Genomic DNA, 23,484 nt, shown 5'->3' on the forward strand with positions numbered 1-23,484 from the left:
GTTTTCTCCATCCTCCACTGATTATTAGCCCTCACCAATCGGGCTTTTACGGACAGTTCATCTCCCACCTAACTTCTTTGCTTTCACTGAATTTTGAAGTGGGAGTGTTACTGTCCGTTAATGCGGGATAAAGAATCTCACTTCTAAGTCCCTTCCGTACCATAGTCCTCAATAGTTAACTTTACGCTATATTTGATGGGAACCTTACTAAATGTTTTATCCCAATCTTTTTCGACCTTTTTCCATACTTTTGGATACTCAATTTTTAATCTGTTACCGAAGCCAGCGACATCGGCCTGATATTCCTTTTGAATCTTTTTTAATGTCCGCTTCACCAATCGATTCACTTCTTGTTCCGCAGATTTTTCTACACTTCTTAGAAATTTATTTTCAAAAGGTTCTCCTGAAGCGACCCAGTTTTCAGATAGCCGTCCCTCTGATTGGATGTTCACATCAAAAGAGATGTTATTTCCTTTAACGTGGGGTTGAATTTTACTTTTCATAGATTTCACTTCATACAGAATGGGCTTCCCTGTCTTTTCATCAAAACTCTTCACCAAACCGCTTTTCCCTTTCCCAGTTATCCATGTTAAGCCTTCTAACTCATTTTCATTCAAAAAACCGCGCAGCTTTTTTGTCTTTCCTTTGATTACGGCAGCCCCCGCAAATTTCACTTCTCCATTTATCGAAATCACATTTGGCAAAAGAAAACTAGCCCCTGATTGGATCTTTCCTGGTAATTTAGCAAGCGGCACGGGAGGTAAAATCCGTGATGATCTATATTGATTATCCCCAATTCCAATCAAAAGGAACGCTGGAATTTCTCCTGCTTCCCTCGATTTCAATGTCTCACTAGCTCGCCCCTTACTAATTAACACGAGGCAACTTGGTCTCATCTCATTATCACGGATGTAAATATCCAGTAACTGCTTCAAACTATACATTCGTGCAAGACTTTCACTAACAACAATCACTTTCGTGTGATGGAAGATTATAGGGCGCTGCCTTCTTAATGCGACTTCACGAATCGATTGGTGAAGAGAATCTCCGGTTTCAGAAATATTCGTGTAGGCTTTTTGCTGTCCCCCTCCACCCTTTCCTTTATCTGATAATTCTGGTTTAACAAACTGATAGGTCGATGTTATAAGATTCCTTTTTCGATAACCTCCTCCATGTTCTTCTATCTCTTTCTCAACTTTCGTCTCCTTCCCTTTATCAAATGCCAGCCCTACCGCGAACCCCTGCTCTTCAATTTCACGACTGCTCCAACACCCTGTAAGAGCCAACAGCAAAAGAACTGATGATAAAGCCAAAAGAAGTCGTACATTATTCACACTTCGGTTCATTCTTTCTCTTCCTCCATCTTGAAATTACAAGGAGAAGCAGTGGTAGGATACCAAATAATATCATCGCCGCATTACCAATCACATCCCCCAATTTAAATAGATCATTAATGTTTTTCGGAATTTGAGAAACGATATAAATAACCGGGAGTAACCCATACAAAAAGGAATGAATATTTTTATTAAAGAGCTGTGCCAGTCCCAAAGCAGCAGCATAATAGCAAATTGTATAAGTTGCGAAGATTTGCATAATCCATATCACAAGTAATAAAGACTCAAATCGCTCAAATATCAAACCAGGGAGTTCAAAACTTCGCATAAGATCGATCGTAGGCCATGTTCTCATTAATACCCCATCGACAGAAAATGTTCCTATAACCATCACAACTGTAATGACATAAAAAATTAAGGGAATAGCAGTTCCAATTAGAACGACTTTTACAGCTTGGCGTGGTTGTTTCATAAATGCCAAAAGTAGCAACATGATTTCGGCACCTGAATATGCAAGCGTTGTTGTTTTTAAGCCTTTTAGTACTGGGATAATCCCTAACCCTAATACAGGACGAAGATTGTCTATCTCAAATATTCCAATGCTCATAAAGGAAGTGAACAAGAAAATAAAGACTGTAATTGGAAATATAATTTCAAATAAACGTGCTATTGAGTTTATTCCACCTAGGTTTAAATAGAGACTCACCCACATAAATGGCATGATAATAGCCCATCCAGGTGTTCCTTCCAGTAAAAAGAAACTTGTTATTCCTTCCAGCGTTTTGACTTCAAATGAAGAAAGCATAAAAAAGTAACCTACAATAAATAGACTAAGTATCGCTCCTACCCATTTCCCTACAATTTCTTGATTATATTGATAAAATGTTTTTCCAGGAAATTGTTGACTTAATTTGACCATGATTATCCCTGCAACCATCGCAATTAATCCGCCTAAAATAACGGTTATCCAAACATCTGGTGTGTTTACTTTCTCAGCAGCTGTTCTGGGCAAGGTGAGAATTCCTACTGCGAGTATATAATTGATAAGAATAACAGCCGCTTGCGAAGTCGGAATTCGATCTTTAGAGTTGGTAATCATCCCTCTTCACTTCCTTTTCGTATCGAATCTTTCATATTCATCATTTTTGGGCGACGTTTCATCATCTGAAGTGGCATGCGAATCATGAAATCTTTCCAATCGCTTAAATGATAAACAACAGCTGGACTGGCATATGGTACGCCGAAACTCTTCAATCTCGCTATATGACTGCATAGAACGAGAAAAAACAGAATGACTCCGTATAGTCCAAATATGGCAGCGCAAAACATAGCTACAAAGCGAAGGATCCGTAGTGGAATTGCTGTACTATAATGAGGGAGCGCAAAGGAAGAAATAGCAGTGGCCGCTACTACAATTACCATAATTGGACTAATAATTCCCGCTTCTACGGCAGCCTGTCCAATGATTAATCCACCGACAATTCCCATCGCTGAACCAATCGGCTTAGGCAGGCGTAACCCTGCTTCCCGCAAAATTTCGATGGCTATTTCCATAAATAATGCTTCTATAATTGCAGGAAACGGAACTCCTTCCCGTCCCCCAAGAATTGAAATAGCCAACTTGGTCGGAATTAATCCAGGATGAAATGAGATAAAGGAAATGTACAAAGCAGGTGCAAAAAGAGAAATAATAGCTGCTCCAAAACGCAATAAACGGATAAACGTGCCTGGAATCCAACGTTCATAATAATCTTCGGGCGATTGCATCAGCATGCTAAATGTAACTGGAACAATCAGGGCAAAAGGTGTTCCATCCAATAAAATCGCAACACGCCCTTCCATCAACGCTGCGATGACGCGATCAGGGCGCTCCGTACTCTGTGCTTGTGGAAACGGGCTGAGGTAATTATCTTCGATGAGCTGCTCCACATATCCTGATTCTGGCACATTATCAATATTGATTTTCTGAATTCTTTTCTTAACCTCTTCTACCAATTCCGAATCAGCAATCTCTTTCATATAGGCAATAACCAACTCTTTTTTTGCCCGCTCTCCTACATGAAATTTTGTTAATGACAATCCCTCGTTTTCGCCATGTAGCCGTAAAAGAGCGGTATTATCAGACAAAACTTCTGTGAAACCTACCCGCGGACCTCTAACTGATCCCTCTGATATCGGCTCTTCAACATTGCGTGTTTTTCCTTTTTTTGTACCAAGAATTAATACACCTGCTAATCCATCAACTAAAAGTGCCGTTGAACCTATCAACACTTTTGCCATCAACTCTTTTATAGAATAGACTTCTTCTACCTCACTAATAGAAAGGACGTGATTCTTAATAAACTCTTTTGAAATGGTACCTTCCACATAAGATGGTGCACTCTTATATTCTTCATAAAAATTAAACATCAATGACTTCAAAATATGCATATTAATGAGATCCTTATCCGACAGTCCTTCCACAAAAACAAGCGCCGCTCGAATATTTGTCCCCCCTATGTTAAACTCTCGAAAGTGGGCATCCGAGTTATAACTAACTTCTTTTTTTACAAGCTCTAGATTCAAGGTAAAATCGCCTGTAAAATAATCTGTTACGTTTTGAAAAGGCTTATCCTGATATGTATCGGTTTGTTGCCTCATCTTTGATTCCTTCTCTTTCATCCTCATCACTCTTTCTCTAATGTACGGATCCAACTAAAAACTCTTGAGGTCACATAAGGAACGAAAAATACTATAAAAGTTTGCACAAACACTTTCCAATCTGGAAGATAAGAAACAAGCATTTTCCACATTTTAATCACCCAATATCCGCAGTTGACACTGCGATTTCTCACCCTAATTGGAATTTCTTAAGCATTATTATGTCTGATGTACGGAAATTTAATCCATTCAAAGCTTTATCATTACTTTCTTGTTGATATTAGCCTTCTACTATCAAAAACTTATAATTGGATGTATGATTAGACAAAAAAGCCCATCTTTTTATAAAGATTGGGACTTCTTTGTTTATTACTAACGATGAAGCATACCCTTGGACAATCAAAAAAGAAGCATAACCCTAAGTTATGCTTCCTTTTATATATTTAAAACGGTACATCAATTGAATTAATTAAGTTTCCCTTTTTTGAACATCGAAATGATAGCCACAAACAATATTGCAATAATACCACTAAAAACAAATAAATAACTTAATGGAATTAAGAAGAAAGGCTCCACCAAAGTACCATCTGGTTCCACTCTTGAGCCAATCATACTATAGATAACTAAGCATAAAGTGAAACTTTAATCAGTGGGGGTTTTCTCCATTCCCCACTGATTATTAGCCCTCACCAATCGGGCTTTTACGTACAGTTCATCTCCCACCTAACTTCTTTGCTTTCGCTGAATTTTGAGGTGGGAGTGTTACTGTCCGTTAATGCGGGATAAATATTTATTTTTCATCATACATTAAAACTTATGATTTCATTTCTAAATATTGATGCTGGAAAATACACATTCTGATTGCATTATGGTAGTTACCATCAACAAAAAATTCATCTTGTAACTCGCCTTCAATCGTAAAACCGACTTTTTTGTAAATATGCGTAGCTTTTTCATTTTCTTTATCCACTACTAAATAAAGTTTGTGCATATTTAAAACTGAAAAGGCGTAATTCATCGCTAAACGGGTTGCGCACGCTGCATAACCATACCCTTGATACTTTGGATCAATGATAATTTGAAATTCTGTTCTTCGATGAATGTAATCAATCTCCACTAATTCAACTAATCCAATCATATTATTATCTTTTTCTACTATAAATCGACGTTCACTTTGATCATGAATGTGCTTATCATATAGATCCTGCAACTCCACAAAAGCTTCATAAGGTTCTTCAAACCAATAAGACATAATATGTGCATTGTTGTTAAGTTCATGAACAAATTTCAAATCTTCTCGTTCTAATGGGCGCAGTTTAGGTTCTTGACTCATTTTTTCAATCTCCATTCTTCATTTCATTTCTCAACAGTTTTCACTTCAAAACGCTCCCTTACAACTCTCTACTCACATTCTAATCCTTCAAGTAACTTGAAGGTCAAGGAGGAAGTAAACATACATTTTGTCTCTTTTCATCACTAGAATGAAAAAAGTAGTGCGAACCAATACCTTGGTCTGCACTACTTTTTAGTATGCTTTATGTAATTCATGCAAAAGTGGTTTCATATACGATATAGCTTTGCATCAAAATCATATTTAATGTTTCTTCAAATCCCTCATATTAGATATATATAAAGCAATCACTAAAATGAGAATAGATCCTGCATATAATAATGTTTCAAATGGCTCTTCATGAGAAACAATAATTAATCGAATTAGAGCTGTAATTCCTATGTAAATAAAATAACGTAATGGAAAATGATAATTCGATTTAAAATATTTAATAATCAATGCAATAAATTCAAAGTATAAAAAGTAAACAATAATACTTTCAACTAATTTATAGGATGTGTATTTCTTTGCGGAAAATATGTATTGTATAAATGTAATTGTTTCATTAATTAAAAAGATAGATAGAACAATGGATAATATGATTAAAGCTGTATTTAATATCCATTGTAAAACACTGGCAATAAAGTCATCGACATTAAATGATCGCATTTTCTAGCACTCCTCTACGTATATGTCATGCTCATATATTATAGCAAAATTATCCTGCTATATAAATTGCAGAAGTGTTAAATCGTAGTTTCTTCCTCGTATAAGCAAGTCTTATCGTATGAATTAATTTTATTTAATATTCATAAATTATCAATTGATAATCATCACTCCTAAAATAAGTACATAATCCTGTAAAGCATACTTATATGCACATTGAGAAATACCATTGAAATTAAATTCACATACCTTGCATTACAAGTTAATTTTATGTTACCTTTATTACAACACTTGCATTGCAAGGTATCCTCACAATTATATACCTTGTATTACAATATATATATAAAGATATACGAACAGGAGAGCTAAAATGGCTGACTCAACGCAAATGCTAAAAGGAATTTTGAATGGTTGTATTTTAGCCATTATTCAAGAAGGTGAAATATACGGTTACGAATTAACAGAGAAATTACATAGCTATGGTTTTCACTCTTTTAGTGAGGGCACGATCTATCCATTACTATTACGTATGCAAAAAGAAGGATTGGTTACGAGCGTATTAAGGGAATCAACTGCTGGCCCTAAGCGGAAGTACTATCAGCTATCAGAATTAGGGGAGAAAGAATTAAACAACTTCAAAGAGCGCTGGACTGATTTAAAGCTATCTGTTGAAAAAGTGATTAATAAAGGGGGCGAATAGAATGTTATCAACAAAGTCTGAACAATTTTTAATTGAACTCAGAATGTACTTACTGCAACGCGGAAAAAAAGATGAAGATATAAATGCAATAGTAGACGAACTAGAAGTTCATTTAACAGAAGCTGAACAAAGAGGTCAGAATGTTGATCATATTATTGGAAAAAGTCGTAAACAGCACATGAAGAATATTGGGAAAGAACTACCTGTAGACAAGGAAGGATTGCTCGTCATCATTCCTGCAGCGATTTTAGTTATCGTTGCTTCTATGTGCTTTGCTCCAGCAGTAAGAGGGCAGTTCAAGATTTCACAAAACATATTGTTATTTGGATCATTACCTTTATTCTTGGCCCTTGCTATATTTGCATTTACGCTATTTAAAGGACTTCCAAAAGTATACCCATCTAGAAAAAATACAATTTTTCTTTTAATAATAGCTCATCTTATTACCATCGGCGGATGGGTTGGTTTTTATTTTTGGTTAGATGGACGACTTGATACAGATTACTTTGTAGCGACTACTATGCAAAACTATATCATCGCTAGTATATGTGTCCTTATTTTTATTCTTTTTGCATCATATACAAAATCATGGTTAATAATTGGGGCAGCATTCACGATGGGCATTGGTCCACTTTTAGAGCACGTTATTCCACCTGAAATTAATAAAGATCCCATGTATATTACACTAACGATTATCATTAGTATCGTCATAGGTATTTTGCTAGTAATCTATTTCTACAAGAAGGCGAAAACCACTTCCAATACTTAGGAAGTGGTTTTCTTCCTATTCCACTGATTATTCCTCCTCACTAATCGGGCTTTTATGGGCAATTGATCTCTCACCTAACTTCTTTGCTGATAATTGTTTCTTTACATATACACTTTCTAACTGCTTAATTTTATTTGGGAGATTTGCAATATGAATAACTTTTTAGGAAGCTCTTAATTATGAACTGAAGTCTTAACAATTGTACGCGTTGTACTAATCACAAGGTTCAAAGGAGTATCCCCTTGTATAATCTACTTTATCCTACTATATTGTTCCCCTTAAATATTATCCACCCTCTTAAAAACAACACCATATTGCCTTTTCAAAAGCACTAGCTGCAAGCAGTAAGAGTTAATCTAAATAAACTAGATGTTTTTAACATCTAGTTTATTTTAGTTAGATAATAATACAAGTCTTTATCACTTATAACATACAGATTGAATACAAAAGACCAATACTCCCATAAAATTCAAGCGAGAGATACATTTTAAAAAGATACATTTCAATATTCTGCTTTCAATCCTAAACATTTACGTTATACTAAAATAATATATAAATATACGAAGGAGAAAGCATTATGGATATAAAAGAAAAACAAACAATGATGGAGAGTATCCCTCAACAAGGTTTTTTTGGTCACCCTAAAGGTTTATTCACTTTATTTTTCACCGAGTTTTGGGAAAGATTTTCTTATTATGGAATGAGAGCTATTTTACTTTACTATATGTATTATTCCATCGCAAAAGGTGGATTAGGACTTGATCAAGCTACTGCCACTTCAATCATGGCAATTTACGGCTCTCTATTATACATGTCCAGTGTTATCGGCGGCTGGGTCTCTGATCGTTTACTCGGTTCAAGCAAAACGGTCTTTTGGGGTGGAGTTTTAATTATGATTGGCCACCTTATTCTAACATTGCCGGGTAGTATCATTACTTTATTTATTTCCATGGTATTTTTAATACTTGGGACAGGATTATTAAAACCAAATATCTCTAACATTGTTGGAAATTTATATCATGAATCAGACACACGCCGAGACTCTGGTTTCAGTATTTTCTATATGGGCATTAATTTGGGTGCTCTTGTAGCTCCTTTAGTTGTCGGTACATTAGGACAACAATATAACTTCCATCTTGGTTTCGGAGTCGCAGCAATTGGTATGGTAATAGGTTTAATACTATTTGTTTTCACGAGAAAAAAGACTCTTGGAGTAGCTGGCACTCAAGTGCCAAACCCTTTAACAGATATTGAAAGAAAAAAAACTATTAAACACTTTAGCATCAGTATCATTGTAATCATACTTTTATGTGCTATTACAATACCAACGGGTATATTAACGATTAATCGTTTTACTTTTTTAATTAGTATCTTAGGAATTATTATTCCTACTTGTTACTTTATTTATATGTATCGTAGTCCAAAAACTACCAAAGTGGAACGTTCTCGCCTTCTTGCTTATATACCTTTATTTATTTCAGCTGCAATATTTTGGGCGATACAAGAACAAGGTGCAATTATTTTAGCAACATATGCAGATCAACGAACTCAGTTACAATTCGCTGGATTTAAAATACAACCTACATGGTTCCAATCATTAAGTCCTATATTTATAGTAATACTAGCACCAATATTCGCGTGGATTTGGGTAAAACTGAATACAAAACAACCTTCCACTCCTAAAAAATTCGCGATTGGATTACTTTTTGCTGGATTGTCATTTTTAATCATGATGATCCCTGCCTTTATTAACGGTACAGAATCTCTAGCAAGCCCTATATGGCTAGTTCTTAGCTTTTTGTTAATCGTAATTGGGGAAGTTTGTTTATCGCCTGCTGGATTATCAATAACAACAAAATTAGCTCCAGCTGCTTTTTCAGCGCAAACAATCAGTTTATGGTTTCTATCTACCGCATCCGCACAAGCCATAAATGCACAAGTTGTAAAACTGTATAATCCTGCAACAGAAATCATTTACTTTGGAGTAATTGGAGCTATATCCATTATAGTAAGTATCACTTTATTTATGCTATCAACAAAAATTCAAAGCTTCATGAAAGGACTTCAGTAAAGAGTCACACGAATCGTTCAACGATATCAGTTATTTCAATTCAATATCTATTTCATAAAAAATAAAGAAGCTGGTACTATACCAACTTCTTTATTTTTTATGAATAGAATTATTTTTTATGCCATTGTCACTTTTTGATTCTTTTACATAAAAACATTACATACTCAACAATCGTATTCTCTATCCACTTCATTTCTCAGAACAATCACTTTGCCGCAAACAAAAAGAACCATAAGCTTGCCGTTCCGGCAAACTTATGGTTCATATTACAAAATGTCACTTTACCTATAAGTTGGCCGCAGTTGGAAGCATAAGTTGGCCAGAAAACACTTATTTTTGCAGATAATTATCTAATTATTCAACAGAATGGGAAGCATAAATTGGCCGTAAGTTAATTATTAACCCATAAGCTGACCGTGAATTTCACAAAACAGCAAATAAAAGCACCTATTAGTAACATAGGATATTCAAAATTACTAGCTTATTCATTAGAATCTTTATATGATAAACACATTAACTCTAACAAAGGGGTCTTTGTATAATAACTTAACGATAGGAGAGCTTGTAACGGTAGCCTTCGTGACTCTCGTAGAATAGTTCTTAAATAAACGGGGTGTATACCTGTTATTAAGCAAAATTCTTTTTTATTCCCTTGAAAAAAATTTCTAAGGTTTCCCTCAACAATAGAACACACTAGTTCCCTTGTAGGTGGAATAACATATGGTGCTATTTTTAATAGTTCTCCTACACTTCTATTAATCCATTCATCCCGTTCAATTAAATTATGTTCTTCTTGAAGAAATTTATATTGTTTCTGCCCTAACCAATTACCACACTTATAACAATATCCTGGACGATCTATCTTGGCAGATTGCGACTTTTCACATTTAGGATTAGGACATAAATATTCCAATTTTCTTTTGTGTCTTAAACATACATTTATACTATTCAAATACCACATTAAAGGCTCATATATTTCTTTGTTAGCTTCATTCCATTCATCAAAACATTCTGGACACCACTTCTTATCAAAAGAAAACATCCTATTATGTATGACTTCTTTCCAAGTTAACATCGTCATATACTTAAAACCTTTTTGTAATGTTAATAATTCTAGTGATTCAGCAATCATTGTAGCCGTCTTCCCATTACTGTAAAATGAGGAACTACACCAAAGAGGCACTGATACAAATTGCTTAGGGTACAAAGGCCGCTTACAAGGGTGTAATGCTATAATATGAGCAGCAAGCGTTGTTAGCTTAACACTATGTGCTAACGCTAATCTTCCAAGATAGCTCATTAAGCATTCCACCATAGGAGTTCCAACATTCATAGGCTCTAGGGAATATAAATAACTAGATGAGTACTGTCTTGATATATACATATCTTTATCCCTCTAGATATTCTTGTTTTCCCACTGGATCTCGCTTCGGCTTACGCCTTCCTACGCCACTTTTTTGAGTTGCATCTTTTTTAGCGCTTTTTTCTTTTTCCCTGGCCTTTAACCCTATCTTATATAGTAAATCTAGCCTATCTTGTTCATTCTCTTCAAATAAATCCTCCCCTTGCTCAATTTCCTCAATCAACATCTTCAAAGCATTAATAGGCATTGCATATGTATATAGCATTTCTTTAGTTATAGTTTTCTTTCCATTATAGATAGCATCTCCTAAACAACGTGTGAGCCAGTCCTTGAGTATCCCTATACACCCTAAAGTACGTTCATAAATAAAATCTGCATGTTCAAGTAAATTCGGTTCTTCTTCTAAAGGCAATTTTTTCTGTAGCATATGGATTACCGAAAGGAAGGTACGGTAATCCTCCAAATTACTCGCTCTATATCTTGGGAATTGTATACTTATTGTTCTCCGACTAAGCTGTGCACTTAGATTAAAAAATTCTTTGAGCTCGTAAGTTCCAATTAATATATGTGGAACTTTCGTATTATTAGCTAGCGATTTTATTGTATCTAGTTGGTTTTGCAAACTTTTGGCACCGGATACCTTAAGCAAATGCTGTGCTTCATCAACTATACAGGCCACAGGATTTCTAAATCTAAAAGCATTTTCAAGGGACCTTCTCAAAGCATACCAAGGAGATTTACTGTTATAATCCTTCTTCATAATTACACTTCTATTTTCTAAACAAATCTTATGATCTATCAGTGGTTCCTGTAATTCCTCTAAAGTTCGATAATAATAATCTTTCCAGTGAAACTTTCCAGAGTCGAAACCCACAATTTCGGTTCTAACTATAGGTATTCTACCTTTATCATTTTCTAACTCTTCTCGCATCCCTTGGATGAAGTAATCTTCTAGCACTTGTGCTAGGGTGGTTTTTCCCACCCCGCTTGGCCCAAGTACTAAAACAATAAAAGTTCCCGCTGGATTATGAATGTAAGAAATAAGTTGTTCTTTCACTTGTTTGATGATAGGATGCTCGATTACGATATCCTCAAATTTTTTCAACTTACTTTCTTTATCAGAGAGATCAAAATCATTAAGCTTCCTTTTAAGTTCGTCCATCTAATATCAGCCTTCCTTTTGATAGATCTCAAACTCTTGAAATTCCATGTTTTTTATCAATTCTTTAGTATTAGGTGCAGTAGATATGGTTAACTCCAAGTCCACTTCACGTTGATTACCCCTAGATGCTAATGTATTTTTTAGACTCCCGGCCATTAATTTTTCTTTTTCCTCTATCTCATTAATAAATTCAGCAATTTTTTTAGCTGTAACAGTATAACCCTTTGCATGATTTTGCTTTCTTTTCTTAATCTCTTCCATAGCCAGTTTTAGCTCTCGCTCTGTTTTCCCTTTTAGCACATGGTAATACTCTGATGTACAAGTTATCCACTTTTTATTTACATAAGCATACGCCATACCTATATCAAATGGATCATATCTCACAGGTACACCCTGGTTTTCCAATACTGGACTATTAAATGCGGGATTCCAGTAATTTATATAATTGACTTTCACACCCGTACGGGAATTTACTTTAGCGACTCCATTCCTTGTGGATGGCAAAGTCGTGACTATAAAATTTTCATCATACGCAATGAACTCCAGTTTTCTTTCTCCTGTTCTATATATCCCCTCATTAAATGCTTCATCAGGAGTCTGTCCTTCCAAAGCTGGATGTACATTATCGCTATATACCGCTGATACCCATTCTTCTAACGCTTCATATAGGGCTTCTAAGCTCCACACGGCATGATTCACAGGATTCACTTTTTTAGTGACTTGGCGAACATTTTTTGTAATTTTAGTGTTCCCTTGCAAGTTATGAATAAAATTAGAGTTTGAAGTTCCAAATAATCTCTCAATTACATTACCAAATCTAGATTTGGCTGGTGGCCTTACTTTTTTATTAATTTCATAAATAGCTGTAAATGTATCAAAGTAAATACTATGGAACTCTTTCCCTCCATCTACCACAATAGATTGCGGTAATCGATGATACTTACGTACACATTCTCTTAGAGTCATCATAACCGACCTGTAACTGGCCGATTCGAATGAAATGTGATATGACAGAATAGTTCTGGAGTAGGCGTCTACTAAGAATGTCAGCCATGGCCTCCCTAATACTTTACCTGTTTTAGAGCACACAAGCTGCACGTCTAGCTGAGTATGATCTATATGAGTTATCTCAAATGGCCTATCTCCGTGTCGTGGAACACTATGATCCAGGTTCCAATAAAATGATTCATGTTTGTATGCCGCTCGATCTCCTTGCCTCTTTTTAACTTGTTCATAGCGATTTCTATTCTGAACTGTTGCACAAAAAGTCTTATAACTAGGTACTAGGATGTTTTTACTCTCACAGAGATTAACTAATTGTCCGTATACTATAATCTTATTTTTTTGTTTAAGGTTTTCATACTCATTTTCAATTACCTCTTCCATTAAGGATGTGGTTTCTGACGGAAGCCTTTGATCTCTATTCCCCTTCTGCTGGTGCTTTGGGAGTAAACCTATATATCCACTCCCATATAATTGCTCTCCCTCTTTATAATCTTTTATCCACCGCCTAAGAGTCCGTTCAGAAGCTTCGTTACTAGATATTTTCTCCCCATTTAGCTTTCGCTTGACTAAATCCATTCTGTTATTAGCTATTGCTAGCTCTTCTGGTCCTGCTTCTAATAAAATATCCAGATAGGAAGCATACTTTCGACTTCCGCTCTTCTCATCTTCGGGAACTACCTTGCCATTATTAAGTAATTCAACAAAATACAGTTTTGGTAATTCTAAAAAACCATTTTCATCTGAATAAAGATAAACAGATTTGAAACCCATATTTACAACTATCCATGTAACTCCATCCCACATAACCGTTGAGTTAATATTTACAGTAAGGGCTGTTACTGGATAAGTGTTTTCAGGTTTCGTTGAACGGATACTTTCAAAAGCTGCACTATGCTGCTCACTTAAAAAGACAGGGACATCACTGGATTTAGCAATGATGTATTGCTCTAAATCTATATATAATTCATTTGTAGCTACCAAAGTATATACATCATCAGCATCTGTTGTTTTTAGGGAGACAAGCAATTCGGCTAGCTTCATTCCTAAGTCGGAAGAAAGAATATTCGTTATTTCTCTTTTCTTTTCGTCAGATACTTTATAGTTTTCATTCTTCAAATAAGCTTCTAGAAATATAAGGTTCCTGTATAAGTTTAAATTCACTTCAGCCGATGTTCTCACACAAAAGTTCAAGCCGATTTGGTTGGCTGCTACTTCAGCTGGCGGACATCGCCAATGCCCCTCCTCATCCTTAAAATACCTAACTGGATCTTTTTGTGATAGTTTGATTAGTTGTTCTTCTGTTTTCCATTCCTCAATCTGCACACCATCTCTTCTTAATACTAAAAAATCCGGAGTATAAAAAAACGATATTCTACGCCCATTCTCACGAGTATAATCTAACTTTAAAGTAATAGGTTGGTCATAATATTCGAGTACATCGTCATCATACTCTGCTAAATAAATAGCAGCTAACTCCACGGTGTGACTTTCAAATTGAATTGACATCCCCATTTTTTTACTAGGGTATCTTCCAGCTACATTATATTTTGAGCTTCTCACGCTTCGAGATGGAGGCGATGTTCTAATTTTTTGGATAGTTTCAATCGTTTCTTTAGTGAAGTCCATCAGTGTACACCAACTTTGAAATTCCTGTTCACTTAACATAAGTTACCTCCTATCCTGAGCAAGTTTTATCTTCTATCAATTCCTTAAAATAATCCCTTAGCTTCTTGTCCTTTAGTAAACCTGGCTTATTTGTCATTTCTTCAATTCTTCGTCTACTTGGGTATACACCTTGTTGCATAAGATTTTCAACGTGTTGATAAATTACCAGACAATTACTAACGTAAACTTGATTTGTCTTTTCTTTAATAGCGTCTGCATTCTTTGTTGAAATGACTTTACACAAATTCGGGAAGTACTTGTAAAGCGTTCTTTTGGAGTATCCTAACTGTTTAGCTAGCTCATTCATTGATACGTTGGAGTCTGAGTGGTGAGCATATTTTTGGAGTATAGATAAAGCTGTATCATAATCAAATTTTATTTCTCTTTTTTTAGTATCTTTCGAATATATCCCTGCATTGAAAGCAATTTGCTCTTTATTTATACTTATATCTTCGATATAAAAACTAACTGGCGACATATCAAATAAGTAACATATTTCCAATACTCTGGACAATGGGGGTAAAGCCTTTCCATTACACCAATCCCACAGGGTTGTCTTTGCCAAATTTAGTTTCCATGCAAACTCCTGCATGTTTCCCTCTGTATAAATATCAACAAGATGATTTAAGTTTCTAATGACTTGATGCTTACTCGCTGAAATTTTAATTTGTTCTTTATGCTTTATAATTTGTTCTGCCAATAAAGTGATTTTGTAATCAAAATCATTTTCATCTAAGCGTCTATTAAAATTTGCTTCTGCACCAAGCCAAGTACTGCAATAAGGGCAGTATCCATTTTGGCTTTTCCTATGTAAAACCGGAATCTTTTTATGGCATAAAAAACACTCAGCTTCTAGCTTACACCTATGCCTTGAACATGTATTAACCATTTCAAGGCTCCACAACAGGAGATTATAAATGGCATCCCCAGTATTAAGTTGTTCTTCATAGCATACTGCACACCATGAAAGATGATTTTTTAATAAATAACGCAATGGCACTACTTCTTTTATAGATACCAACGTCAATATACCTAATTGCTCTACCTTTGTAAGTTTTTCTAAAGCATCTACCATATCTAGTGCGTTGCTTCCAAAACCATTCATTGTCTTTGCACCATCATAAAATCTATTTCCACCTCTAGCTGTACTATAGATAAGAAATTCTTTATTCAATATTGGGGCAATAATGTAAGAGATTAGTGATGAGGGATAAACTTGATGTGCTTCTGATAGCCTAATCAAGTAACTTGTTAAAGATTCAATATAAGGCTCCTCTATGCCAATGGGTTTTAAACTATACAACTGGCACCTTTGCGAATAGGTATTTCTCACTTTTAACACCGCACTTTTTTAATATCCTATTACAAATATGGACACTTATCTCTTTATGTAAACTAGTACAGTGATATGATTAGATATATCGAATGAAAAAATAAAGAAGACTATTACAGTTAACTCTCTTAAAGCTGGTTTAAACCTGGAAACTGATTTTTATTTAATAAGATTAATCAATTACATGATGTTGGTTTTAAAAAAAGTTTGATTAAGAAGAGGCTACAAACGTTGATTTTATATATAGAAGAAAGCCACACATTTTGAACAAAGATTGATAAAAATGTGTGGGCTTGATTTTGAAATAAACTTTGGCTTTATAAAAAAGATTGATTAAAACTATTTCTTTTTAAAATGTTTTTCTACCAATTAACTCCTTCGTCAAATCAAGTAAATTATCATAATGAAGCAATAATAAAGTAATGCTCATTTCTATTAATAAAATTTAATGTTTCTTGCTCAGTTGGATTTTTATCTAATAAGTCTTTAAATTCATTGTGCATAAATTTAATTTTGTCATGGCTTTGTAGTTCTACCATGTCCAAATAATTATTCGGGAATAAATGTATATTATGTCTAGCTGCCTTAGGGTACTCATGAAATTTATTAACACTAATCTCACTGAGTATTCCTGAAGTTAATGGATAAATTTTTTCTGACTCTTTTACTTTTTCATACTCTAGTTGATCACTCTCACTTAAAAAGCAATAATCTTGTCCTTTATAAAGTTTCATAACATCCCCCTTTTACATAATTACTTCATTGACTTTCTTTAAATAAAAGTCAACTCATTTGGAACAAAACAATCAAAATGAGTCCTTTTTTCATTCACATGAGGGTATCTAAATAAACATTTGTTGCATAAATCCTTTTTTCTGTTCTTGTAAAGAATCTAATTTTTGTTCCTCTATTTGAATCTTTTCATCTAACTTAGATAAAAAGTCAACAATTTTTCGTTGCTCAGCATATGAAGGTAAATCAAATTTCAATGTAGAAAAATCTTTGTAGCTAATAGATTTTCCATCTCTAATTCCATAAGTAGCTGTTTTTAATTGATTAATAAATGTTTCTGTTTTAAAGAGATATTTAAAATAGTTGTTACAAACATCATCATTTTTTTTACGGAAAATTGTATAGGCTGGGCTTACTAAGCCTTTTAGATGCGATAATTCAATCCCACCTTGGAACGATCTTAAACTTATAACAAAGTCATCTATATCAACAATCTTATACGAGTTTAAATTAGTAGTAGAATATTGCATATCCTTGTTTAATAAATCCCTTAAGACCATTCCTTGATCTTGAGTAGCTGATAATACGGGTAATTTCTCTTCTGGATTCTTATTTGAAATAGCTTCAAATAATTCAGCTGCTTTAACCTTTTTTCTCCATTTAGGATACTCCCCGCCATTATCATCCTTAAACCGAACCGCTTGCTTAAAAAGCTTCTGCATATAACCCTTTTTCTGTTCTTTCAGCAAGTTGATGTTTTCTTGTTTGAGTTGGATCTTTTTATTTAGTTCACGAAAAAAATCAGCAATTTTATTTTGTTCTTCTAATGTAGGCATAAACATTTTATATTCTAGCAATTCTGCAACAGTAATATTTGACTGATTTGCGTTACCTCTTTGAATACTATCAATATGATTCATATATCTTTTTTGCTTCGTATTTTGATATACAAAATAACTATTTATTTTATTCTTTGTAGTTAGTTTGATTAGGTTTTGGTTGAGAAATTCTTTCTTCAAATCATTATAGTATATCGTTCTTCCTACAGCAGAATTTATTAACTCCGGTTTCGAACCGACTGTTGTCACGATAATCCCCTCCGGTTGTAACTGATATTTTTTAAATTCCTCTGCTCGTGATTTGTCGATATAAATTTTATCATTTGTTTCATTTATACTTTCTTTTAATAAATCTGATACCCTGATAATTCTATATCCATCACATTTATAATCCGATGATTTAAAAGCAAATCCCTTGATATAGGTAACTAAGTTAGATAATTCTTCATATTTCCACTCATCTTCAAATCCTTTAAACCTCAACTTTGGTACATTCACCTTCTACACCCCCAATTCTTTGAAATATTGTTCCAACTCTTGATCAACCTTTGCAATTTCTTCATCAATTTCTTTTAATCGTTTTGCGACAACATCTAAATCAACCGCTTCTTCTTCTTCAAATGTATCGACATAGCGAGGAATGTTTAAGTTATAATCGTTTTCCTTGACTTCTTCTAGTGCTGCTGCGTATGAATATTTATCAATTGTTTCACGACTTAAATATGTTGAAACAATTTTTTCAACGTTTTCATCTGTTAACCTGTTTTGATTTTTTCCTTTTTCAAACTCATTGGACGCATCAATAAATACAACATTATCATCATGCTTACGACATTTTTTGAATACTAAAATACACGTTGGAATACTTGTACCATAGAAAATGTTTGCTGGGAGGCCAATTACTGCATCTAAATAATTCTTTTCTTCAATTAAATATTTACGAATCGCACCTTCTGCTGCACCGCGGAATAGCACACCATGTGGAAGAACAACCGCAAATGTCCCATTATCATCTAATTGATGAATAAAGTGTTGAACGAATGCAAAGTCCGCTTTTGATTTTGGTGCAAGTTTGCTATACGCACTGAAACGTTCATCATCTTTAAATTTATCATCGGCACTCCATTTTGCACTGTATGGAGGATTGGCAACAATTGCTTCAAATCGTTCATCTATATGCTGTGGTTCTTCTAATGTATCAGCATTTTTAATATCGAAACGTTGATATGGAATATCGTGCAGTAACATGTTCATTCGTGCTAAATTGTATGTTGTTGATACTTTTTCTTGACCATAATATTTATATACTTTGGCTTCTTTACCTACACGTAATAATAATGATCCTGAACCGCATGTACCGTCATAGACACTGCGAATTTCTGATTTCCCAACTGTCACGATTTTCGCTAAAATTTTTGATACTTGTTGTGGTGTATAGAATTCCCCGGCTTTTTTACCTGCGTTTGCAGCAAATTGTGAGATCATGTATTCATACGCATCACCGAGTACATCAATTTCAACATCATCTTGTAAAAATGGAATTTCAGCAATGTTCATGATAACTTTTGCAATTAATTTTGAACGTGCTTCAACTGTGCGTCCAAGTTTTGAGGATGTTAGATCCATATCATCGAATAAGTTTTGGAAATCTTCTTGGCTATCTGTTCCTAGTGTTGAGGCTTCAATTGCTTTGACACCATTTTGCAGTAACTCAATGTCAAAGTTCCCTTTTGCACCTTTTTCAATCTCAACGACTAAATTTGAGAATAAATATTGTGGTTCAATCACATAGCCTAGTTCACCTACAAGATATTCCGCCAAGTCTTCTTTGTATTCTTCATTTTCCCATGCTTCTGCAAATGAAATGTTATCTTCTTCTAATAATTCCTCTGCACGATGCCCTACTTTTTCTGACAAATAGCGATAAAAAATTAATCCTAAAATATAATCTTTAAATTCATACGCATCCATTTGTCCTCGTAAATCATTTGCCATCGCCCATAGCTTTCTATGTAGCTCAGCTTGTTGTTGACGTTGTTTTTCACTTGTTGTCATTTCTTTTCCTCCTGTGTACTTCTATCTGTAATATTCACCAATCGTTGATGCATGACTTGTTGTTCTAACTGCATTTTTTCTTTTAACAATTGTTCTTTTTTCTTTTTTAAGATTGTAATCTTCCCCATTTGCTTTTGCTCTCTATAGGGCGGTAGTAATACTTCAATATCTTTTATATGTGAGAGCTTCAATGATGAGATGACACTACCTTCTGAAAAAAGTGCAATTTGCTTTTGAATAGTCGGATGTTCATTCAAGTACCATTCCATAAAATATAAGTCGACCGGTTCAGTAAACACAATTTTCACAAAGTTGTTCGTTAATAGCAATCCACCATATTTTTCTGGTAAAAATGCAACTTTCTGCGATAACGTATGCATAACTAAGCTGTTGGAATCTGTGAACAACTCTTTTAACAGCTTATCCCTACGAACATAGACTTCTGTATTTTTGTCTTGCGACATACGATAACTTAACCCTAATGTTTCATTAAATTCTTTCAGAGTAAGCAAATGTACCGTCTCACTGTCCTCATTTAGTTTAGATGTTTGAATGCGATTAATGAATGTTCCTTGAATGACATTTGCACAATCTCCTAATTTCAACTACTCCCCTCCTATTCATTATTTTTTCTATGACTTAAATATAAATGATATTTTTAAAAATATCAATAAAAAATATAATTTATTTATGATATTTTTAAAAATATCATAAATAAAGAGAGGGAGTACCCCTCTCTTTTATGAACTATAACTATATTTTTCTGTATGCTCTTGAATAAATGACGCAACTGCTTTGATAGACTTCTTTCGTTTTAAAAATGATCCTGGCAATTCATCCATAATTATGCTTTGCTCAATTAAGTTGGAGTACTCATATGTAGCCAATTGTTCCTTTAATACTTCATCATCTAAACCAATTTCTTTTGCAAAGTCATTAATCTCTTTTTCACTCATTTCTGCTTCATAATGTGCATATGCGTCTAAAACCGATTCTTCTGAACTTAAATACGGAGCAACTTTATCTAAAAACCCTTTAATGAGTTCCACTTTTAGACGTAATTTCGGATCTGATGCATGATCTAGTTCTTGTTTAATTAAACGAATTTCATTGTTTCTTTCTTTTTCATCATCCATTGTTAAGTTTGCGATTAAATTCATAATATAACTTACATTAATGCGATCCGTATGCATTAGCTCTAACTCAAAATCAATATCTTGTAAAATCGATTCTTTTTCGACTTCACGTTTTGTTTTATCAACAATTTTAAAATATTTACTTTTGAAATCCTCATATGTTTGCTCTGAAATTTGTAACTCATCTTCATCGAATTCAAAATCAGAGAATGATTGTAGACGTTGCAGTAGCTTCGTCACATTTTTAAAGGCAATAATAAATTCTCGTTGATCTTCTTCTTTTTCAAGTTTGTCCACATCTTCTGGTGTTGCAACTACGCCTAATAATTTATTACGTGCATCAAGGAAAGCGGCTAAATATTCGTCATAGCTTTTCATTAAAACATCATCTACAGAGTCTGTTTTAGAGAATAACTTAATCGTTTCATCTGTCGCATCTTTTAAGTTGCGATAACAAACAATATTGCCATATGGTTTTGTTGCTTTTTCTACACGATTTGTACGACTGTAGGCTTGAAGTAAATTATGATATTTTAGATTTTTATCGATATACAATGTATTGAGTGGCTTACTATCAAAACCTGTTAAGAACATGTTTACGACAATCAAAATGTCAATTTGTGCATTTTTTATTTTTTTCGATACATCTGAGAAATAGCGGTCCCATGTATCTGTTGAATAATCGGTTCCATACATTGCATTATAATCATCAATTATACGATCTAATGCTTCACGTGAGTGCTCTTCTGTACCATCACTTTCTTCATTTGCGCCAAATGAATATATGGCTGCTATTTTTAGATTATGATTTTTCTGTTTGAAAATATCATAATACTTAATGAGCATAGGGATAGAATCTACTGCAAATAGACCACAATAGCCCTTACTTTTCGAACGGCGCACATGATTATCTAAAATGTGGTCTGCTATCATTTCTAAACGTGTTGGATGATGCCATACTTCATCTGTATCAATTCCTTGTACTTTTGTTTGGTCTTCTTCATTAATATTGGCATTAAATGTGCGAATATATTCCACAGAAAAGCCTAGTACATTACCATCACGGATTGCATCTTTAATTAAATAGTAATGCAAGCATTTTTCAAATAAATCAGCTGTAGTACGACCATCTTGGCTTTTGTTTTCCTCAAAACGCGGCGTACCTGTAAACCCAAAGTATTGTGCATTTTGGAAATGATGGTCAATTTCCTTTCGCATATCACCAAATTGACTTCGATGACATTCATCAATAATAAACACAACATGTTCCTGTTTATACGGTTCCATCACATCTGCATAGCGTGGATTTTTAATCGCATTGTTCATTTTCTGAATTGTTGTCACAATGAAGTTTTTCATTGGGTTTTTAATTTGTTCAATCAGTTTATCTGTTTTATCTGTACGGTCAACAGAGCCTTTTTCAAATTTATTAAACTCTGAAATCGTTTGGCTATCTAAATCTTGACGATCTACTAAGAAGAACACTTTTTTTATACTTTCTTCATTTGCCAAGATCTGACCCGCTTTAAAAGAAGTTAATGTTTTTCCTGAACCTGTTGTATGCCAAATAAATCCGTTATTGTTTGTTTCCGTTGCACGTTTCACAAGTTCCTCAACCGCATATACTTGATAAGGGCGCATAACCATTAATGCTTTATCTGTATCATTAATAACCATATAACGGCTAATCATTTTTGCTAAATGACAAGGCTGTAAGAACGCTTTTGCGAAGTCCTGCAAATTCGTAATAATATTGTTCTTTTCATCTGACCAGAAAAATGTAAATCCAAACTGAATTGCATGATCTGAATTTGAAAAATATTTCGTATCAACACCATTACTTACGACAAAAATTTGTAAGAAATGGTATAACCCTTGGAATGAGTGTCTACGATAACGCTGAATTTGATTAAATGCTTCTTTAAAATCTAGTCCTCTACGCTTAAGTTCAATCTGAACGAGTGGTAACCCATTGATTAAAATCGTCACATCGTAGCGATTCTCATATTTTCCTACAACTGTTGTCTGTGTTGTTACTTGGAACAAATTTTTACACCAGTCTTTTGTATTTAAGAGCTCGACATATAACTCTGATCCGTCTTCACGTTCAATTAGTAATTTATCACGTAAGATTTTTGCAGAATCATAAATACTTTTGCCTTCGATTACTGTTAAAATTCTTCTAAATTCTTTATCTGTAAGAGACTGTCCTGCTAATTTATGTTTATTGAATTCATTTAATTGGTTTCTAAAGTTTGCTAGTAGTGCATCATAGTCAGGAATCTTTACCGCTGTATAACCTTGATTTACTAATTGACTATGTAGATTTTTCTCCAACTGTGCTTCTGATTGGTATGCCATTTAAACTCCTCCATAATTCACATATCCACTTTTATATATTCAAAATATCTTTACCTATCTATTAATCATACCATCAAAAAGAATCCCTGTATTAATATTCCATATAGTAAATTTCTAAATTTTTCTATGGAGGACTATATAAAGAGTCTTTCGTGTACTTACAATAACATTGTGATGAAAAATCTAGATGTAGCTGTAGCTCTAAAATAAATTTTGATTAAAAGTGCCTCGTAAACCCCCTATTGTATGCTAAATAAGAAGAAGCTATTTTGAAAAAAGATTGATCAAAATGGATTCTTCTTCAGCCGATTTAAGTTTGCCAT

General features: G+C 34.0%; 17 protein-coding genes and 1 pseudogene. 3 read left to right on the plus strand and 15 right to left on the minus strand.

Annotated elements, in window-relative coordinates:
• Window positions 1-143: 143 nt before the first annotated feature.
• From ORL93_RS21550 to psiE, 6 genes and pseudogenes are all read right to left on the minus strand, one after another.
• Complete coding sequence (locus tag ORL93_RS21550) at window positions 144-1,346, minus strand: Ger(x)C family spore germination protein (RefSeq protein WP_265959461.1); 1,203 nt, start codon at window positions 1,344-1,346, stop codon at window positions 144-146.
• Complete coding sequence (locus ORL93_RS21555) at window positions 1,327-2,433, minus strand: spore germination protein (RefSeq protein ID WP_018765079.1); 1,107 nt, start codon at window positions 2,431-2,433, stop codon at window positions 1,327-1,329. Before ORL93_RS21555 ends, ORL93_RS21550 begins: the two co-directional genes overlap by 20 nt.
• Entirely contained in the window at window positions 2,430-3,974 is a 1,545-nt protein-coding gene (locus ORL93_RS21560; protein WP_373926183.1) for a spore germination protein, read from the minus strand. Before ORL93_RS21560 ends, ORL93_RS21555 begins: the two co-directional genes overlap by 4 nt.
• Before the next feature lie 465 nt (window positions 3,975-4,439).
• Window positions 4,440-4,586, minus strand: a pseudogene (locus ORL93_RS21565) (DUF3955 domain-containing protein); the annotation flags it as partial.
• Window positions 4,587-4,788: 202 nt separating this feature from the next.
• Window positions 4,789-5,307, minus strand: a complete 519-nt coding sequence (gene speG, locus ORL93_RS21570) for a spermidine N1-acetyltransferase (RefSeq protein WP_016112470.1) — start codon at window positions 5,305-5,307, stop codon at window positions 4,789-4,791.
• A 261-nt stretch (window positions 5,308-5,568) separates the two neighbouring features.
• Window positions 5,569-5,973, minus strand: coding sequence for a phosphate-starvation-inducible protein PsiE (gene psiE / locus ORL93_RS21575; protein ID WP_003201971.1), 405 nt, complete (start codon window positions 5,971-5,973; stop codon window positions 5,569-5,571).
• A 367-nt stretch (window positions 5,974-6,340) separates the two neighbouring features.
• Between psiE and ORL93_RS21580 the strand changes: the two genes are divergently transcribed.
• The 3 genes from ORL93_RS21580 to ORL93_RS21590 all read left to right on the plus strand — a co-directional run bounded on the left by ORL93_RS21580 (window position 6,341) and on the right by ORL93_RS21590 (window position 9,510).
• Window positions 6,341-6,670: a PadR family transcriptional regulator gene (locus ORL93_RS21580; protein WP_097794486.1), complete on the plus strand. Its 330-nt coding sequence runs from the start codon at window positions 6,341-6,343 to the stop codon at window positions 6,668-6,670.
• Window position 6,671: 1 nt separating this feature from the next.
• Entirely contained in the window at window positions 6,672-7,439 is a 768-nt protein-coding gene (locus ORL93_RS21585) for an NADH dehydrogenase subunit (protein WP_097794487.1), read from the plus strand.
• Window positions 7,440-8,016: 577 nt separating this feature from the next.
• The gene (locus ORL93_RS21590) at window positions 8,017-9,510 is read left to right on the plus strand and encodes a peptide MFS transporter (protein ID WP_373926182.1); all 1,494 of its coding nucleotides are present in this window, start codon (window positions 8,017-8,019) and stop codon (window positions 9,508-9,510) included.
• Window positions 9,511-9,991: 481 nt separating this feature from the next.
• On the opposite strand, the gene ORL93_RS21595 is transcribed toward ORL93_RS21590, so the two are convergent.
• The 9 genes from ORL93_RS21595 to ORL93_RS21635 form a co-directional block, all read right to left on the minus strand.
• On the minus strand, window positions 9,992-10,894 hold the full coding sequence (locus ORL93_RS21595; RefSeq protein ID WP_265959465.1) for a TniQ family protein: 903 nt from the start codon (window positions 10,892-10,894) through the stop codon (window positions 9,992-9,994).
• Between the two features lie 4 nt (window positions 10,895-10,898).
• Window positions 10,899-12,035, minus strand: coding sequence for an ATP-binding protein (locus ORL93_RS21600; protein ID WP_265959466.1), 1,137 nt, complete (start codon window positions 12,033-12,035; stop codon window positions 10,899-10,901).
• A 6-nt stretch (window positions 12,036-12,041) separates the two neighbouring features.
• Window positions 12,042-14,705 carry a TnsA endonuclease N-terminal domain-containing protein gene (locus ORL93_RS21605; RefSeq protein ID WP_265959467.1) on the minus strand — a complete coding sequence of 888 codons (2,664 nt, stop codon included), beginning with the start codon at window positions 14,703-14,705 and terminating at the stop codon, window positions 12,042-12,044.
• Window positions 14,706-14,715: 10 nt separating this feature from the next.
• On the minus strand, window positions 14,716-16,008 hold the full coding sequence (locus tag ORL93_RS21610) for a TniQ family protein (RefSeq protein WP_265959468.1): 1,293 nt from the start codon (window positions 16,006-16,008) through the stop codon (window positions 14,716-14,718).
• A gap of 428 nt (window positions 16,009-16,436) precedes the next feature.
• Window positions 16,437-16,772, minus strand: coding sequence for a hypothetical protein (locus tag ORL93_RS21615; protein WP_265959469.1), 336 nt, complete (start codon window positions 16,770-16,772; stop codon window positions 16,437-16,439).
• Window positions 16,773-16,880: 108 nt separating this feature from the next.
• Window positions 16,881-18,107, minus strand: a complete 1,227-nt coding sequence (locus ORL93_RS21620; RefSeq protein WP_265959470.1) for a restriction endonuclease subunit S — start codon at window positions 18,105-18,107, stop codon at window positions 16,881-16,883.
• Between the two features lie 3 nt (window positions 18,108-18,110).
• Window positions 18,111-19,664, minus strand: coding sequence for a type I restriction-modification system subunit M (locus ORL93_RS21625; RefSeq protein ID WP_265959471.1), 1,554 nt, complete (start codon window positions 19,662-19,664; stop codon window positions 18,111-18,113).
• Window positions 19,661-20,269, minus strand: a complete 609-nt coding sequence (locus tag ORL93_RS21630; RefSeq protein WP_265959472.1) for a restriction endonuclease subunit S domain-containing protein — start codon at window positions 20,267-20,269, stop codon at window positions 19,661-19,663. The genes ORL93_RS21625 and ORL93_RS21630 overlap by 4 nt, the downstream gene beginning before the upstream one ends.
• Before the next feature lie 135 nt (window positions 20,270-20,404).
• The gene (locus ORL93_RS21635; protein WP_265959473.1) at window positions 20,405-23,161 is read right to left on the minus strand and encodes a type I restriction endonuclease subunit R; all 2,757 of its coding nucleotides are present in this window, start codon (window positions 23,159-23,161) and stop codon (window positions 20,405-20,407) included.
• Window positions 23,162-23,484 lie beyond the last annotated feature (323 nt).

This window comes from Bacillus sp. DHT2 (genome assembly GCF_026241455.1).
GTDB classification, from domain to species: Bacteria; Bacillota; Bacilli; order Bacillales; family Bacillaceae_G; genus Bacillus_A; species Bacillus_A pseudomycoides.

Bases quoted from the DNA above. Each gene is read 5' to 3' on its own strand.
- ORL93_RS21580 (WP_097794486.1), top strand. From the start codon at position 6,341: ATGGCTGACTCAACGCAAATGCTAAAAGGAATTTTGAATGGTTGTATT.
- psiE (WP_003201971.1), bottom strand. From the start codon at position 5,973: ATGCGATCATTTAATGTCGATGACTTTATTGCCAGTGTTTTACAATGG.
- ORL93_RS21555 (WP_018765079.1), bottom strand. From the start codon at position 2,433: ATGATTACCAACTCTAAAGATCGAATTCCGACTTCGCAAGCGGCTGTT.
- ORL93_RS21550 (WP_265959461.1), bottom strand. From the start codon at position 1,346: ATGAACCGAAGTGTGAATAATGTACGACTTCTTTTGGCTTTATCATCA.
- ORL93_RS21600 (WP_265959466.1), bottom strand. From the start codon at position 12,035: ATGGACGAACTTAAAAGGAAGCTTAATGATTTTGATCTCTCTGATAAA.
- ORL93_RS21590 (WP_373926182.1), top strand. From the start codon at position 8,017: ATGGATATAAAAGAAAAACAAACAATGATGGAGAGTATCCCTCAACAA.
- ORL93_RS21615 (WP_265959469.1), bottom strand. From the start codon at position 16,772: ATGAAACTTTATAAAGGACAAGATTATTGCTTTTTAAGTGAGAGTGAT.
- ORL93_RS21595 (WP_265959465.1), bottom strand. From the start codon at position 10,894: ATGTATATATCAAGACAGTACTCATCTAGTTATTTATATTCCCTAGAG.
- ORL93_RS21585 (WP_097794487.1), top strand. From the start codon at position 6,672: ATGTTATCAACAAAGTCTGAACAATTTTTAATTGAACTCAGAATGTAC.
- ORL93_RS21560 (WP_373926183.1), bottom strand. From the start codon at position 3,974: ATGAGGCAACAAACCGATACATATCAGGATAAGCCTTTTCAAAACGTA.
- ORL93_RS21635 (WP_265959473.1), bottom strand. From the start codon at position 23,161: ATGGCATACCAATCAGAAGCACAGTTGGAGAAAAATCTACATAGTCAA.
- ORL93_RS21625 (WP_265959471.1), bottom strand. From the start codon at position 19,664: ATGACAACAAGTGAAAAACAACGTCAACAACAAGCTGAGCTACATAGA.
- ORL93_RS21605 (WP_265959467.1), bottom strand. From the start codon at position 14,705: ATGTTAAGTGAACAGGAATTTCAAAGTTGGTGTACACTGATGGACTTC.
- speG (WP_016112470.1), bottom strand. From the start codon at position 5,307: ATGAGTCAAGAACCTAAACTGCGCCCATTAGAACGAGAAGATTTGAAA.